The organism is Nonomuraea sp. NPDC050680, from assembly GCF_040654555.1.
Classification (GTDB): domain Bacteria; phylum Actinomycetota; class Actinomycetes; order Streptosporangiales; family Streptosporangiaceae; genus Nonomuraea.
Map to the genome: position 1 here is coordinate 919,844 of NZ_JBFAIF010000002.1, position 15,629 is coordinate 935,472.

The 15,629-nt window shown below is 69.0% G+C and carries 12 protein-coding genes, 1 tRNA gene and 1 riboswitch; of the genes, 7 read left to right on the top strand and 6 right to left on the bottom strand.

The window, feature by feature from the left end:
* Positions 1-57 precede the first annotated feature (57 nt).
* The 4 genes from AB0H88_RS10640 (at position 58) to AB0H88_RS10655 (ending at position 5,690) form a co-directional block, all read left to right on the top strand.
* Complete coding sequence (locus AB0H88_RS10640) at positions 58-1,023, top strand: tripartite tricarboxylate transporter substrate-binding protein (RefSeq protein WP_357643045.1); 966 nt, start codon at positions 58-60, stop codon at positions 1,021-1,023.
* A gap of 4 nt (positions 1,024-1,027) precedes the next feature.
* Positions 1,028-1,222, top strand: a riboswitch (cobalamin riboswitch).
* Between the two features lie 125 nt (positions 1,223-1,347).
* A complete protein-coding gene (locus AB0H88_RS10645) occupies positions 1,348-3,570 on the top strand; it encodes a ribonucleoside-diphosphate reductase subunit alpha (RefSeq protein WP_357643046.1) in 2,223 nt (740 codons plus the stop codon).
* 27 nt (positions 3,571-3,597) lie between these two features.
* Complete coding sequence (locus AB0H88_RS10650) at positions 3,598-4,593, top strand: ribonucleotide-diphosphate reductase subunit beta (protein ID WP_225289813.1); 996 nt, start codon at positions 3,598-3,600, stop codon at positions 4,591-4,593.
* Between the two features lie 17 nt (positions 4,594-4,610).
* On the top strand, positions 4,611-5,690 hold the full coding sequence (locus tag AB0H88_RS10655) for a mechanosensitive ion channel domain-containing protein (protein WP_357643047.1): 1,080 nt from the start codon (positions 4,611-4,613) through the stop codon (positions 5,688-5,690).
* Positions 5,691-5,740: 50 nt separating this feature from the next.
* Here the strand turns inward: AB0H88_RS10655 and AB0H88_RS10660 are convergent, their stop codons facing one another.
* A complete protein-coding gene (locus tag AB0H88_RS10660) occupies positions 5,741-6,613 on the bottom strand; it encodes an EamA family transporter (RefSeq protein WP_357643048.1) in 873 nt (290 codons plus the stop codon).
* Positions 6,614-6,697: 84 nt separating this feature from the next.
* Here AB0H88_RS10660 and AB0H88_RS10665 point away from each other — a divergent pair, with 84 nt between their 5' ends.
* Together AB0H88_RS10665 and AB0H88_RS10670 are read left to right on the top strand one after the other, a co-directional pair.
* Positions 6,698-7,258 carry an ABATE domain-containing protein gene (locus AB0H88_RS10665; protein WP_357643049.1) on the top strand — a complete coding sequence of 187 codons (561 nt, stop codon included), beginning with the start codon at positions 6,698-6,700 and terminating at the stop codon, positions 7,256-7,258.
* 164 nt (positions 7,259-7,422) lie between these two features.
* Entirely contained in the window at positions 7,423-9,750 is a 2,328-nt protein-coding gene (locus AB0H88_RS10670) for an FHA domain-containing protein (RefSeq protein ID WP_357643050.1), read from the top strand.
* Positions 9,751-9,792: 42 nt separating this feature from the next.
* Here the strand turns inward: AB0H88_RS10670 and AB0H88_RS10675 are convergent, their stop codons facing one another.
* From AB0H88_RS10675 to AB0H88_RS10685, 3 genes are read right to left on the bottom strand one after another with little or no spacing between them, the layout of a single operon-like run.
* On the bottom strand, positions 9,793-10,605 hold the full coding sequence (locus AB0H88_RS10675) for a cytochrome c biogenesis CcdA family protein (RefSeq protein WP_357643051.1): 813 nt from the start codon (positions 10,603-10,605) through the stop codon (positions 9,793-9,795).
* Positions 10,602-11,459 (bottom strand): thioredoxin domain-containing protein, encoded by an 858-nt coding sequence (locus tag AB0H88_RS10680; protein ID WP_357643052.1) that lies wholly within the window; start codon positions 11,457-11,459, stop codon positions 10,602-10,604. The genes AB0H88_RS10675 and AB0H88_RS10680 overlap by 4 nt, the downstream gene beginning before the upstream one ends.
* A gap of 46 nt (positions 11,460-11,505) precedes the next feature.
* Positions 11,506-11,877, bottom strand: coding sequence for a YciI family protein (locus AB0H88_RS10685; protein WP_357643053.1), 372 nt, complete (start codon positions 11,875-11,877; stop codon positions 11,506-11,508).
* Positions 11,878-12,269: 392 nt separating this feature from the next.
* Here AB0H88_RS10685 and AB0H88_RS10690 point away from each other — a divergent pair.
* A tRNA-Leu gene (locus tag AB0H88_RS10690) sits at positions 12,270-12,343 on the top strand.
* A gap of 27 nt (positions 12,344-12,370) precedes the next feature.
* Here the strand turns inward: AB0H88_RS10690 and AB0H88_RS10695 are convergent.
* Positions 12,371-13,765 (bottom strand): arabinofuranosidase catalytic domain-containing protein, encoded by a 1,395-nt coding sequence (locus tag AB0H88_RS10695; RefSeq protein WP_357643054.1) that lies wholly within the window; start codon positions 13,763-13,765, stop codon positions 12,371-12,373.
* A 140-nt stretch (positions 13,766-13,905) separates the two neighbouring features.
* On the bottom strand, positions 13,906-15,171 hold the full coding sequence (locus AB0H88_RS10700) for a cellulose binding domain-containing protein (protein WP_357643055.1): 1,266 nt from the start codon (positions 15,169-15,171) through the stop codon (positions 13,906-13,908).
* Positions 15,172-15,629: the final 458 nt, after the last annotated feature.

The following is a 15,629-nucleotide window of genomic DNA, read 5'->3' on the forward strand; positions in this document are numbered from 1 at the left end:
ACAGTGCGTTAAGTGTCAGTGACCTGGGGTAGTTATGGGGTGCGAGGGGAGGACGCCATGCGCCGACGGGGGTTCTTCGCGCTCGGCCTGGCGGTGGCGGCCTGCGCGACAGGATGTGGCACGGAGGGGGGCCTCGGCGGAGGCGCCGTCAGCGCGGCCGGCCTCTCGGGACGGTTCGCGATCGTCCCCGGCGCCGGACGCTGGGCCCGCGTCGCCAAGGCGCTCGTCAAAACCGCCCGCGACGCCGGTTTCCCGGTCTCCGGCATCCCGCCCGTCACCCGGATCACCGTCACCGGGCTGCCCGCGCTGGCCGCGACCGAGCTCAACAACGGGCTGTCGCTGCTCGACACCGCCACGCCGCTGGCTCGGCTCACCGGCCAGATCGAGGTGGTGGTGGTGCCCGCCCATTCCAAGTTCGCCACCTTCGACCACTTCGGCGCTCAGTTGGTCGCTCACCCCGACCGCACGCCGCTGACGGGCGGACCGCAGGGCGAGCCCGACCACCTGCTGTTCGGGCTGATCGCCAAGGGCCTCGGCGCCGACACCCGGCAGGTCGACTACACCGGCTTTCCGGGCAGCGACGAGGCCGCGGCCGCGCTCCTCGGCGGCAAGGCCGCCGCGGCGACCGGCACGCTCGCGGACTGGCGCCGCGCCATCGGCAAGGGCCAGGTCAGGGTGCTCGCCGTCTCCAGCGCCCGCCGGGTGGACGGCATCGAGGCGCCGAGCCTGCTGGAGTGCGGGGTGCGGGTCGACTTCGCCGACTGGTGCGCGGCCGTGGGGCCCGAGGGCATGTCCGACGACGGCAAGGCCGTCGCCATCCGACTCTGCGACGAGGTCACCGGATCCGACTCATGGCGGGCGGCCTGCCGGGCGGAGGGATGGACCTCGATCCCGCTCAGCGGCGATGACTTCGAACAGTGGCTGGCCTCGGAGATCGGCAGGACCAGGGCCGTGCTCCGCGATCTGGGCATGCTCGACACAGCTGACACAACATGCTGGGGTAGTTGCGACTACGGCCACTAGATGTAGGATCCTGCTCGTCGCTGGTTCGCCTCTCGGGGCGAAGCAAAAGGGAACCCGGTGCGATTCCGGGGCTGCCCCGCAGCGGTGAGCGGGAACGACCGCCGTCACGAGCACTGGAGATTTCCGGGAAGCGACGGCCAGTAGGAAGCATCGAGCATGCCCGCGAGCCCGAAGACCTGCCGGCGACGTTGGGGGAGCCGGTCGGCTCCGCCCATCGAAGTGTCCATGGCCTCGAGGGAGGGCCGGGGGCGTCGCGGCCGGGGAGTCCAGGGCCGCCGTGCTCTCGCGCGCCCTCACGGGGATGAGCTCGCGAGGAGAGAGCACGTGACGCAGATCATTGAGGCCGATCACCAGCCGGGCACGGTCGGCGGGCAACCGGGCACGGTTGATCACCAGTCGGCCACCGCCACAACCGTTGACCGGCGGCTGGCGATCGAGGAGGCCGCCGCCCGGGTGATCACCGATCCGGCCAACTCCCGGGTCGCCGCCCGGCTCCTGGCCGAGGAGATCGCCGAGGAGGCGGCCGGGCGCGGCGTGCGGACCTTCTCCGAGTCCATCGCCGCCACCCACGCCGCCGGGCTGATCCAGGACTCGCTCGCCGCGTTCGTCGGCGCGCACGCCGCCGAGCTCGACGCGCTCGTCTGCGGCGAGGCGGACGACCGCTTCGAGTACTTCGGGCTGCGTACGGTCTATGACCGCTACCTGCTGCGCCACCCGGAGTCGCGCACGGTGCTCGAACGGCCGCAGCACTTCCTGCTGCGCGTGGCCTGCGGGCTGTCGGAGACGGTCGCCGAGGCCGCCGAGCTGTACGGCCTGATGTCCACGCTGTCGTACCTGCCGAGCTCGCCGACGCTGTTCAACTCGGGTTCGCGCCGGCCGCAGCTGTCGTCGTGCTTCCTGCTCGACTCGCCGCGCGACGAACTGGAGTCGATCTACGACCGCTACGGGCAGGTGGCCAGGCTGTCGAAGTACGCCGGGGGCATCGGCATCTCGTGGACCCGGGTGCGCTCGCGCGGATCCCTCATCAGGGGCACCAACGGGCACTCCAACGGCATCGTGCCCTGGCTGCGCACGCTCGACTCCTCCGTCGCCGCCGTCAACCAGGGCGGTCGCCGCAAGGGCGCGGCCTGTGTCTACCTGGAGACCTGGCACGCCGACGTCGAGGAGTTCCTGGAGCTGCGCGACAACACGGGCGAGGACGCCCGGCGTACGCACAACCTCAACCTGGCCAACTGGGTGCCGGACGAGTTCATGCGGCGGGTGGAGGCCGACGAGGTCTGGTCGCTGTTCGACCCCAAGGAGGTCCCCGACCTCACCGACCTGTACGGCGAGGCGTTCACCCGCGCCTACCGCGCCTACGAGGCCGATGGCCGCTACGTCCGGCAGCTGCCCGCCCGGAGTCTCTACGGCCGGATGATGCGCACCCTCGCCCAGACCGGCAACGGCTGGATGACGTTCAAGGACGCCGCCAACCGCACCTCCAACCAGACGGCCCGGCCCGAGAACGTCATCCACCTGTCCAACCTGTGCACCGAGATCCTCGAGGTCACCAGCGACGGCGAGACGGCGGTGTGCAACCTCGGCTCGATCAACCTCGCCGCCCACCTGACCGCCGAGGGCGTCGACTGGGCCCGGCTGCGCACGACCGTCCGTACGGCGGTGCGATTCCTGGACCGGACCATCGACCTGGGCTTCTACCCGACCGCCCAGGCCGAGGCGGCCAACAAGCGCTGGCGGCCGATCGGGCTCGGCGTGATGGGCCTGGCCGACGTCTTCTTCGCGCTCCGGCTGCCGTTCGACTCGCCCGAGGCGCTGAGGTTGTCGACGCGCGTCGCCGAAGAGATCGCGCTGGCCGCCTACGACACCTCCGCCGACCTGGCCGTCGAGCGCGGCAGGCATCCGTCGTACGAGGAGACCAGGGCGGCGGGCGGCGTCCTGCACCCCGACCACTACGGCGCCGCCGCGTCGACTCGGTGGGACGAGCTGCGTGCGAAGATCGCCGCGACCGGGCTGCGCAACTCGCTGATGGTCGCCATCGCCCCGACCGCGACCATCGCCTCCATCGCCGGGTGCTATGAGTGCATCGAGCCGCAGGTGTCCAACGTGTTCAAGCGCGAGACGCTGTCGGGGGAGTTCCTCCAGGTCAACCGCTACCTGGTGGCCGACCTACAGGCCCGCGGGCTGTGGACGCAGCGGATGCGCGACGACCTCAAGCGGGCGGACGGCTCGGTCCAGGACATCGCCGGCCTCCCCGACGACCTCAAGACCTTGTACCGCACGGCCTGGGAGCTGCCGCAGAAGGCGCTCATCGACCTGGCCGCGGCCCGTCAGCCGTACATCGACCAGTCGCAGTCGCTCAACCTGTTCATGGCCAGCCCGACGATCGGGAAGCTGTCCTCGATGTACGCCTATGCCTGGAAGCAGGGCCTGAAGACCACCTACTACCTGCGCTCGCGCCCGGCCACCCGGATCGCCCAGACGACGATCGCGCTCGACGCCGTCGCCTGCTCCTTGGAGAACCCGGAAACCTGCGAAGCCTGCCAGTAGTAGCCCCCTCGAACGGAGACCCCTGCAATGCTGCTCGACCCCGGCATGGATCTGACCCTTCGCCCCATGCGCTATCCGGACTTCTACGAGCGTTATCGCGCCGCGATCCGCAACACCTGGACCGTCGAGGAGGTGGAGCTGCACTCCGACCTCGCCGACCTGGCCAGGATGACGCCGCAGGAGCGCCACCTGATCAACCGGCTGGTCGCCTTCTTCGCCACCGGCGACTCCATCGTGGCCAACAACCTCGTGCTCAACCTCTACCAGCACGTCAACGCCCCCGAAGCGCGCCTGTACCTCAGCAGGCAGCTGTTCGAGGAGGCCGTACACGTGCAGTTCTACCTGACGCTGCTCGACACGTACCTGCCTGACCTGGAGGAACGGGTCAAGGCGTTCGCCGCTGTGGAGCACATACCGTCCATCAGGGACAAGGCGGAGTTCTGCTTCCGGTGGATCGACTCGATCAACGGCCTGCGGCGGCTGGAGACCGCGGACGAGCGGCGGCAGTTCCTGCTCAACCTGATCTGCTTCGCCGCCTGCATCGAAGGGCTCTTCTTCTACGGAGCGTTCGCCTACGTATACTGGTTCCGGTCGAGGGGATTGCTCGGCGGGCTGGCCACCGGCACCAACTGGGTGTTCCGCGACGAGTCCATGCACATGGAGTTCGCCTTCAGCGTCGTCGACACCGTGCGGGCCGAGGAGCCCGAGCTGTTCGACGACAAGCTGGGGGAGCAGGTCACCCGCATGATCGAGGAGGCCGTCGCCGCCGAGTTGGCCTTCGCCCGCGATCTGTGCGGCGACGGCATGCCCGGCATGAGCGTCGAGCAGATGCGCGACTACCTTCAATATGTCGCCGACCAGCGGCTGGCCCGGCTCGGGCTGCCCCAGAGATACGGCACGGCCAACCCGTTCGGGTTCATGGAGCTGCAGGATGTCCAGGAGCTGGCCAACTTCTTCGAACGGCGTGTCTCCGCATACCAAGTGGCTGTTGAGGGCAATGTGACATTTGACGAGACCTTTTAAGACATAGGGGGCATGACGTGCAGTCGCCGACCGACTGGCTCATTCTCGCCATCTCGGTGGCGGGCGCCATTCTCGTGGTGGAGGTGGTCAGGAGGCTGCTGGTCAGGGCGGGCCGCAAGTGGGCGCTCGCCCGGCACCTGGTGGAGCACTGCACCTGGGCGGCGTTCTCGGTGGGGGTCGTGGTGGCGACCAACCTGGTGTTCTCGCCGAGGATGATCGGCGAGAGCGTCCGCCAACGCGAGCTCGGCGGCACGATCGACCGGGTGCTCGGCCTGGTCACCATCGCCTGCGTCACCTGGCTGATCGTCCAGGCCAGCTATGCCCTCACGGACGTCGTCCTGGACCGGCTGGTCCTCGTCAAGGGCGAACGCAATCGCCGGGCACGGCGAATCATGACCCAGATCGGGCTGGTCCGCCGCGTCGCCGCCGTGACCATCATCGTGCTGGCGATCGGCACCATGCTCTTCTCCTTCCCGCAGGTCCGCGCCCTGGGCGCCGGGCTGCTCGCCTCGGCGGGCATCGCTGGCGCCATCGTCGGCATCGCCGCCCAGCCGACCATCGGCAACATGCTGGCCGGGCTCCAGCTCGCCTTCAGCGACGCGCTCCGCCTCGACGACGTGGTCGTGGTCAACGACGAGTGGGGCAGGATCGAGGAGCTCACGCTCACCTACGTCGTGGTACGCCTGTGGGACGAGCGGCGCCTGGTCCTGCCCGTGTCCTACTTCACCCAGAACCCGTTCGAGAACTGGACCCGCCACGGCAGCCAGGTCCTCGCCGTGGTGTTCCTGCGCGTCGACTGGTCGATACCGATCGGCAAGCTGCGCGAAGAGCTCTACCGGTTCATCCAGGAGAGCCCGCTGTGGGATCAGAAGGACTGGACGCTCCAGGTCACCGACGTGCTGCCGAACGGGCTGGTCGAGCTGCGGGCGCTGATGAGCGCCGCCGACTCGCCCTCCGCCTGGGACCTCAAGTGCGACGTACGCGAACATCTCGTGGGCTACATCAGGGAGAACTTCCCCGAGTCCCTGCCCCGCTTCCGCATCGAGACCCCGGAGACCCGCGCGGGGGTGCCGTGGACCAGCTCCATGCCGGGCTGAGGCTCAGCGTGCCCGGTTCTATGCCCGGCTGTTCTATGCCGGGCTGAGGCTCAGCGCCGGTTGGCCAGCAGCACGCCGGTGCCGCCGACCAGCAGGCCCGCGACGGCCAGCGGATGCAGCGACTGCCCGACGAGGAGCCACGCCATCACCGCGGTGACCGACGGGGTGAGGAAGAACATCGTGCTCACCCGGCTCGCGGGCGCGTTCTTGAGCATGGTGTTGAGCAGCAGGAACGCGCCGATCGAGTTGACCAGCACCAGCCAGCCCACGGCGCCGGAGAAGGCGCCCCAGTCCGTCACCCGCGGCGTCTCGAACACCAGCGAGGCCAGCCCCATCAGCGGCGCGCCGACCAGGAACTGCGTCGCGGTGCCCGTCCGCACGTCCATGTCCGCGGCGAACCGCTTCTGGTAGACCGTGCCCAGGCTCAACCCCAGCAGCCCGACCACGCAGAACGCCACCCCGGCCAGAGAGAAGCTCAACCGGTCCGCCACCGCCAGCCCCACCCCGGCCGCGCCGAGCCCGAAGCCCACCCACTGGCGCGGGCTCACCCGCTCGCCCAGCAGCCGCCCCGCCAGCAGCGCGATCACCACCGGGTTGAGGCCCTGCACCAGCGCCACGACGGCGGCGGGCACGTGCAGGCCGATCGCGGAGTAGAACGCGCCGAACTGCACCGCCTGGACCAGGATCCCGGACACCACCACGTGCGCCAGCCGTCGGCCGCGCGGCCATGGCGCCCGTACGGCCAGCGCGAACCCGCCCAGCAACAGCCCCGCCAGCGCGAACCTGGCGAACGTCAGCAGTAACGGCGGCGCCGCCCCGATACCGATCACACCCGCGATGAAGGCACTGCTCCACATCACCACGAACAGGGACGGCATGAGGGCCGGCACCTTGCTCCTGGCCTCCAAAACGCTGACCGCCACGGCGCGCCCTCCATAACCTCTTAATCCGGTTATGTCACTGTTCCGTGCTCTCGCATAACCTGTCAATATGGTTACTATGGTGATGTGACCAGCTTCACCTTCATCAGCGGCAATCTGGGGCTCGACCTGGCGGGCACCGTGCAACACCGCCGGGCGGACCGGCGTGACCTGCTGCGCGAGCCGCCCGACCTGGCGCGGTGGACGGTCGAGGCAGGCATTCTCGACGCGCCGCCCGCGGTCGGCGACACCGATCTCGCGGCGGGGAAGACGTTGCGGGAGGCCATCTACCGGCTCGCGATCGGGGAGGCCATTGACCGGCTCGCGGTGGGCGGGGCCGGGTCGGCGGCGGACGATCGGCGACTGGTCAACCGGGTCGCCGCCGAGTCGCCGGCGTCCGTGCTGTTGAACGACGCCGGGCGGGTCGAGCGTTCGGGGGATCTCGCCGCCGCCCTCTCCACGGTCGCCAGGGAGGCGGTCCGGCTGCTCGGCGGGCCGCGGGCCGTACAGATCAAGGAATGCGGGGGAGAGGTGTGCACCCGCCTGTACGTCGACACCTCTCGCGGGTCGTCGCGACGCTGGTGCGACATGCACGAGTGCGGCAACCGCGCCAAGGCGGCGGGCTTCCGCGCCCGCCGGCGGGTGTGACCTGGGCGGATGCACCTTCACCTCGGGCTGAAAGCACCTCGCGCTGAAAGGCCGCAGGCTCGCGGCCCGGTCCGCTTTTCGGGGATCCTGTCTACGGTCAACCATTTGAGGCTCGACGGAGAGTCACTCACGTCACCTCTCGCTCCTGTGGGAAAGGCGGTCTCGTGACGCAGCTTGTCGTCGAAGGCCATGACATATCGGTGACCCTCGATCCGGGGCGTTCGTACCGGTTAGGCCGTGATCCGGGGTCGGATGTGGTCATCGACGCCGATCATGTCTCGCGTACGCATGCCATGCTGCGGTTCGAGGGCGGTCAGTGGATCCTGGAGGACTCGGGCAGCAGCAACGGCACGTACGTGAGCGGCCACCGCGTCCAGCGAGTCATCGTCGGTCCGGGAACCAGGATCGGCCTCGGGCACCCGTCGGAGGGCGGGCTCGTCAGTTTCCGTACCGTATCCGTAGACGGAGGCGGCGCACCCGAGATCCAGCTGACACCTACGGTCCGCTTCCCGCACTCCGGGCAGTGGCGTGCGCCGGCCGCCGTCAGGAGTCTCGACGGCGCGCAGGTCGTCCGCATCGGCCGGGCTCCCGAGAACGATGTGGTGGTTGACGATCTGCGGGTATCGCGTCAGCACGCCGAGCTCCGGATCGCCGGCGGCGTCCACGAGATCGTCGACGTGGGGAGCCGTTTCGGCACGTACGTCAACGGCCGGCACGTTCAGCGGGCCCGCGTCTCCCCGGACGATCTCATCGGCATCGGGACGTCGACGTTCCAGCTCGTGGGTGACACGCTCATGGAGTACGCCGACACCGGCGAGGTCTGCCTCCAGGCGCACGAACTCACCGTCACCGTCGGGGGCGGCAAGGTGCTCCTGGACCATGTGTCGTTTCCGGTCGGCGAGAAGTGCCTGCTGGCGATCATCGGCCCGAGCGGCTCGGGCAAGTCCACCCTGCTGCGCGCGCTCACCGGGCTGCGCCCCGCCGACCAGGGCATGGTCACGTACGACGGACGCGATCTCTACCGCGACTACGCCGAGCTGCGCTCACGGATCGGCCTCGTGCCGCAGGACGACATCCTGCACAGCCAGCTCACTGTGCGCCGCGCTCTCATCTACGCCGCGGAATTACGCTTCCCCGACGACACCAGGCAGCACGAGCGGAAGGCGCGTGTCGACGAGGTCCTCCAGCAGCTCGGGCTCGAAAATCGTAAGAACAACCGCATCTCCTCGCTGTCCGGCGGCCAGCGCAAGCGTGTCAGCGTCGCCCTGGAGTTGCTGACCAAGCCGTCTTTGCTGTTCCTCGACGAGCCGACCTCCGGTCTGGACCCGGGGCTGGACAAGTCGGTGATGCAGATGCTGCGGGGTCTGGCCGACGACGGCCGTACTGTCGCCGTCGTCACCCACAGCGTCGCCAATCTGGATATCTGTGACCGGCTACTGGTGATGGCGCCGGGCGGGAAGATCGCCTACTTCGGTCCGCCCGAGGAGGCGCTGCCGTTCCTCGGCTTCACCGACTGGGCGGACGTCTTCCTGGCCTTCGACGACGCGACCAGGGACTGGGCCGGCGAGTACGCGCGGTCGTCGCCGCACCAGACGTACATCGCGGCCGACATGATCGAGCCGGTTTCGACGGGACGTCCCGTACAGCGAGAGATCCCGCCGAAACCGCAGAGCTGGCCCGAGCAGCTCAGTACGCTGGTGCGCCGCTACTGCCGTGGCATCGTGGCGGACCGGCTGTTCCTCGGCATCACCGTCGCCCTGCCGATCGTGATGGGCCTGCTGGCCCGCGTCGTTCCGACCGGTGACCTGATGGGCCGGCCGAACAGCAACGGCAACGCGGCGAACCTGCTGCTGATCCTGTGCATCGGCGGCTGTCTCACCGGCGCCGCGAACTCGGTGCGCGAACTGGTCAAGGAACGCGCCATCTATCAACGAGAACGGGCGGTCGGGCTGTCCAGATCGGCCTACCTCTGCTCCAAGCTGCTCGTGCTCGGTCTGATCACTGTGGCACAGGGCGTCGTGTTGACCTACGTGGCGATGCTGAACGTCGCGACGTACGACAAGGGAGTGTTCACCGCGCCGATGATCGAGCTCTCGCTCGCCGTCGCGCTGTTGTCGTTCACCGCGATGACCGTGGGCCTGCTCATCTCCGCGCTGGCCAAGACCAGCGAGATGACCATGCCGCTGCTCGTGCTCGTCACCCTGATCCAGCTGGTCTTCTGCGGGGCGCTGGTGCACCTGGACGGCAAGCCGGTGATGGAGCAGATCTCCTGGCTCGTACCGGCTCGCTGGGCGCTGGCCGCGCTGGCGGGCACGCTCGACGTGGGGCAGCTCATCCCGCACGTCCAGGATCCGCCGGACCCCCTATGGAGCCAGGACTTCGGCACCTGGTTCCTGGACATGAGCGTCCTGGCCATCCTCGCGGTCGTCTGCGCTTTCCTGGTCGCCCGCATGCTGCGCCGCCATGAGCCGGCGGTGATGCGCGGCAAGTGATCCATTGCCGACCGTCGCCCGACCGGCAGGCGAGCGTGACCGTCAGCGGCGTCTGAGACGCCACGCGGTGACGGCGGCCACCGTGAGTGCCGCGATCCCGACGACGAGCAGGTCCGGCACTACGTCCTGGGCGGCCGCCGCGAGGTCCTCCAGCCGGGTTTCCCAGGAGTCGGGGATCGGCAGGGCCAGCCCGCGGGTGCCGTCGGAGAGCAGGAACAGCACCCCGAGCCCGCCGAAGACCAGCCCGGAAAGCAGCGAGGTGGTGTGCGGTCGCAGCCGTCCCAGCCGCAGTCCGCGACCGCGCAGCCAGCTCCGGCCGCCGAGGTCGTAGCGCTGCCAGAGGCCCGCGAGCAGGAACAGCGGGGCCGCCATGCCCGCCGCGTAGACCGCCAGCAGCACCGCTCCGCGCAGCCCGTCACCGGAGGCCGCCGCGACCGTGAGCACCGCCCCCAGCACCGGTCCCGCGCAGAACCCCGCAAGCCCGGACACCGCTCCCAGCACCAGCACGGCCCCGGCCGAATCACCTCGAACATGCCCCTTCAGTCGCTCCAGGGGTCCGATCGTCCAGCCCTGACCAGCCACCTGCAGCACGCCCAGCCCGATCAGCGCCCATCCCGCGACCGCGACCAGGAGCTCCTGATGGCCGTAGAACAGGCGGCTGACCTGCGCCGACCCCATCCCCAGGGGCACCAGCACAGCGCACAGTCCCACGTAGAACAGCAGGGTGCGGCCGGCCAACCGGCGGCGGCCCGGGAAGGCGTAGGCGAAGAACGCCGGGATCAGCAGCGCCCCACACGGGCTGACCAGCGAGAACAGGCCGCCCAGGAACGCGGCGGCATAGCCGATGCCGCTCATCCGCCGCGGCGGGCCTTCTCGATCGCCTTCTCGAACGCGGCCACCGGCTGGGCGCCGAACAGCACCTCACCGTTGATCAGGAACGCGGGCGTGCCGGGCAGGCCGAGCTCCAGTGCGAAGTCGAGGTCGCCGTCGACGACCTGGCGTACGGACTCGTCACGGCGGTCGGCGTCGAACCTGCCCAGGTCGAGCCCGATCTTGGCGGCCACGGAGCGCAGGTCGGCGTCGGTGAGGCGGGGCCGCTCACCCGCGTACAGGGAGTCGTGGAACTCCCAGAACCGGCCCTGCCGGGACGCGGCGCGAGCGGCCACGGCGGCCCGTACGGAGTCGCGTCCCCTGATCGGGTAGTCGCGCCAGAACATCCGCACGATGCCGGTGTCGAGGTAGCGGCTCTTCAGCGCGGGCTCTATCCGCTGGGCGAAGCGGCGGCAGTTGGGACACTTGAAGTCGCCGAACTCGACGATCGTGACCGGCGCCTGCGCCGAGCCCTTGGACAGGTTCGGGTCGACGGGTGGCGGGGTCGGCCCTTCCCAGACCTGCACCGAACTCGTCGGAGTGGGCTGGGCGGTCGCTCCGGGTCCGCCGGTGGGAGCCGCCGCAGTGGGTGAACCGGCCGCGCTCGTGCTCGGGTGCGCGCTCGTGCTCGGGTCCGTGCTCGGGTCCGTGCTCGTGCTCGCGGGCGCGCTCGCGTTGGCGGAATCACGCGAGCTCCCGGCCGCCGGAGTGGCTGTGGCTCGTCCGGCGGGCTCGTCCTGGTTCGCCAGCGCGGCGACCGCCAGCACGGCCACCACGGCGGCACCGGCCAGCGAGCCGAGCAGCACCCGGTGGCGCGGGGCCGGGGATTCCTTGGTCACCTTCATCATCATCCCAGCCCGCCGCCGCCCACACCGCTGGTTCCTCCTACAGCTCAAGCCCCTTCATGTCGAAGATCGGCCGTACCTCCACCTCGTTGAAGGCCGCGTCGGGCACCTTCGCGGCCAGCTCCACCGCCCGCTCCTCGCTGTCGCACTCGATCAGGTAGAACCCGGCCAAATGCTCCTTGACCTCGGCGAACGGCCCATCGCTCGTCATCGTCCTGCCCTCGCGTACCGCGACCCGCTTGGCCGTCGACACATCGGCCAGCCCTTCCGAAACGATCAGCTCGCCGGACGCGGCCAGCTCCTCGGTGAAGGACATATGGCCGCGCCCGAAGTCCATGCGCTGCTCGTCGTTCAGCGTCTCCCAGACCGCCCTGCTCGTCGGGTTGCTGTAGATGAGGATGAGGTACTTCACCGGTGGCCTCCATGCGGTCGCGTCCGTGTCGGTACCCAATATGTCGAAGCCGCCCGCGCGGCCTCGACATCCCCGGCGGAAAATACGTGGCACCCGTCGCGATCATCCGGCTAACGTGGACAGCGTCCACCACGACAGGAAGGCAGTGCAGTGACCTACGCGAAGTCCCTCGAACTGCTTCCTGAGCTCCTGGGTCCGGATTCCGGGTGATCCCTCGCAAAGAGACGACGCCGCCCGGAAGCCTTCCGAGGCGGCTTTTCTCATCTCACGGACGACGGCCCATGGAACAAGGGGCCGCGGGCCTCGGTCTGGCCGACGGGAATGGCGCCCCCCGGCCGGATACAGCCCCAGCTCCGGGCTCGGCCCACGCCAGCCGAGCCCGGAGCTAACAAGCCGCTCTGGCCCAACTGGCAGAGGCGCCGCCTTCAGGAGGCGGAGGTTCAGGGTTCGAATCCCTGGAGCGGCACGCAAATGCCCTTCTACCGAGGACGATTCACCGGTAGCCGGCGGCGACGATGTTGGCCTGGACGGCGTTCTCGGTGGCGTCCGACGGATAGCCGGAGGTCATCACGCCCTCGTAGAAGGTGCCGGCGGAGCCGTGGCTGTTGTCGCCGCCGATGCCGAGGATGATGGCCCCCTCCTTCTTCATTGGGTTGTAACCCGCGACATTGGGCCGTGGCCCGTTGTAGAAGGTCGACAGGCTGCCCGACTGCCCATTGCCGCCCCGGATCGACCAGTGGTTCGGCTCGCCCTTGATGATGGCCGTCAGGTACCGGTGGCTGATGCTCGGGTCGTTGGCGTTGTACTTCTGGTTCACCCCGGAGAACAGGCCGTTCTCGAGGTCGGCCATGATCCAGGGGCCGTTGCCGGCGCCGTAGCCCCAGACCTTGATGTTCCCGAAGTAGATGGCCTCCATGGTGCCGTTGCCGTTGTCACGGCTGTTGGTCTCGGCGTTGCCGTAGTCGAAGCAGCAGCCGCCGTTGTAGTGCGTGCCGTCGAAGATGGCGTACATCCCCTCGGGCTGATCTCCCTTGGCGATGCCGTTGGTGTTGTTGTTGCGGTATCCGACGCCGGGATCCACGTAGACACCGTACGCTTTGCCGCCGTAGACCGTGGTCGGTGCCTTGGTGGCGTTCGCGAGGTTGTCGTACCCGCCCGGGGCCGGGCCGGGGAAACCGCCGGGCGGCGCCTGGGTGAGGCGGTTGTTACGACCAGACTGGTCGTAAATGATGGTGATGAGGCAGGTCGTACCCGCGCAGAACGAATCCTGTGCCGCGGCGTTGGCGCCGCCGCCCGCGCTCAGCACTCCGATGTCCCGGGTGGTGTTGTCGGAGGAGCGGCGCACCTGGTAGAGCGGGCCGTTGTAGGAGGCGTACAGGGCACGGGTCGTGCTGTGCGCCGCCACGCACGGCGTGCCGCCTGCGGCGTAGATGTCACACGACTGATTCGACGACGGCGGCGGTGTGACCGGGGGAGTGGGGGTGGAGACGTCGCCGGTGCAGGTGACGCCGTTCAGGGCGAAGCTCGACGGCACCGGGTTGGAGCCGTTCCAGCTGCCGTTGAACCCGAAGCCGGTGCTGCCGCCACTGGCGATGGTGCCGTTGTAGTCCACGTTGGCAACGGTGACCTGTGCGCCGGACTGGGTGTAGGAGCCGTTCCACAACTGGGTGATGGCTTGCCCGGCGGGGAACGACCAGGTCAGTTTCCAGCCGTTGACGGGGTCACCGAGGTTGGTGACGCTGACGTTCGCGCCGAAGCCTCCGGACCACTGGTTGGTCACCGTGTAGGCGACCTGGCACCCTGCCGTGGCCGCTGATGCGACGCGCGCCGCGGCCATACCGGCACCGGCTGTCGACAGCGCGACGACGGCGGCAGCCGAGATCGCCACTCGCCGGCGTAAAGAGCTGGCCTGTCGCATGGTTGCTTACCTTCCGTGAGATGTGACGTCTCTCTGCGGGCAGGGCTTTCCGCTCGCGAACCCGCCGTCGGCCGCCCCGGACGCTCGCAGGGTCAGAGTCAGGGTCAGGGTCAGGGGCTGGTGCAGGTGGCGGTGGGAGTGGCCGCGGTGCCGTTGGCGGTGAAGCCGAAGGTGGTGGACGCGCCCGCGGCGATGGAGCCGTTGTAGGAGGCGTTGCGGACCGTCACGGCGGAGCCGGAGACGCTCTGCGTGCCGTTCCACAGGCTGCTGATGCTCTGCCCACCGGGCCAGGTCCACTTCACGGTCCAGCCCTCGACCGGTGCGCTGCCCGCCCGGACCGTCACCGTCGACTGGAAGCCGCCCTCCCAGCCGTTGACCGTCTCGATCGTGGCCGAACACGCCCCCGGTACGGGGGTCGGCGTGGGAGTCGGCGTGGGAGTCGGTGTCGGTGTCGGTGTCGGTGTCGGGCCGCTCTGGAACTGGGTGAAGAACTTCCACACCTCTGCCGGGACCCAGGTCCTGGAGCCGCTGTCGCCGCCGGCCCCGTCCTGTGGCGCGGCGATGTGACCTTCGTCGAACGCGGCCCATTCGACCGGATGCCCGGCCGAGCAACCCGAGTAGGTCGTGACTCTGTGCGTCAGGCTGCCTTGTGCCGGCTCGGGCGGGTTCTGGGCGGTGCAGCCGTTGTTCCTGACGAACCGGTCACGAAGAGATCGTCCGCCGGAGATGTTGAGTACGTTGTCCCTGATGCCGTGGATCCCCATGTAGGCGATGGGCTGGGTGCCGCCGTCGCAGCCGCTGAGCTGGCCGCCGGACTGGACCGCGACCGCACGGAAGACGTTCGCCCGGGCGCACGCGATCGCGTACGACATGGCGCCGCCGTAGCTGAAACCCGTGGCGAACAGCTGCGTGGTGTCGACGCAGAGAGCTCCCTCGATCTGCCTGACCATGTCGTCGACGAAGGTCAGGTCTTCACCGCCGGCATTGCCCCAGCCGTTGTTGAAGCCCTGGGGCGCGACGAAGATCGTGGTGTTGTTCGCCAGGCGCAGGAGCCCGTAGTAGGCCCAGACGTCCCGTTGCACGGTCTGACCCGTTGCGACATCGGTGGCGGTGCCACCCAGCCAGTGGAACCCGAAGACCAGCCGGTAGGGGTGGTTCATGTCGTAGTTGTCGGGGATCTTCAGAATGTAGCTGCGATTCTTGCCGCTGGTCTGAATCGAACGCGTACCACTCGCCAGCCCTGGTGCCTTGCCACATCCCGTCGAGGGCGCCAGGGCGCTGACTGCGTCTGTGGTGGTCGTGCTGAGGCTGGCGCTCAGCGCCGGGCCACCTGCGGCCACCAGGACGGCGAGTACCACGACCGCTAAGGCGGTCACTAAGGATCTACGTCTTGACATCGTGACACTCTCTCTGCCGATCCGATGTCGGCGTACGTCGATGGGAGGAACAGTCGCGAGGGTGCGGGCGTCGGCCGGTCGGTACGCGCGGGAGTACGGGGTGATAGCGAAGGCGGCGTCATGCCAGTCGGCGAAGGTGATCTGGCGGAGTGTTCACCGGAGGGGATGACCGGCTTGCGTTATCGGTAACACAAGCTCTAGAGGTTTCCCGGAGCATGTCAAGGACCAGCCGTACCGGTCGCTGATGGAGCCGCGCGAAAAGACTGCCGCTCATCAAGCCGCAACGGTGCTGGGTGCTGGGACATAACTCCCTTCGCCGGTCGGGGATCAGTCGCCGTACACGAGGCCGGCGTCGGTGAAACGTTCATTGCTGCTGCCGGTGGCGGGGCCACCGCGAACGCGCGGTGTCGGCGGCATGCTCTCGCTGAGGTGGGACC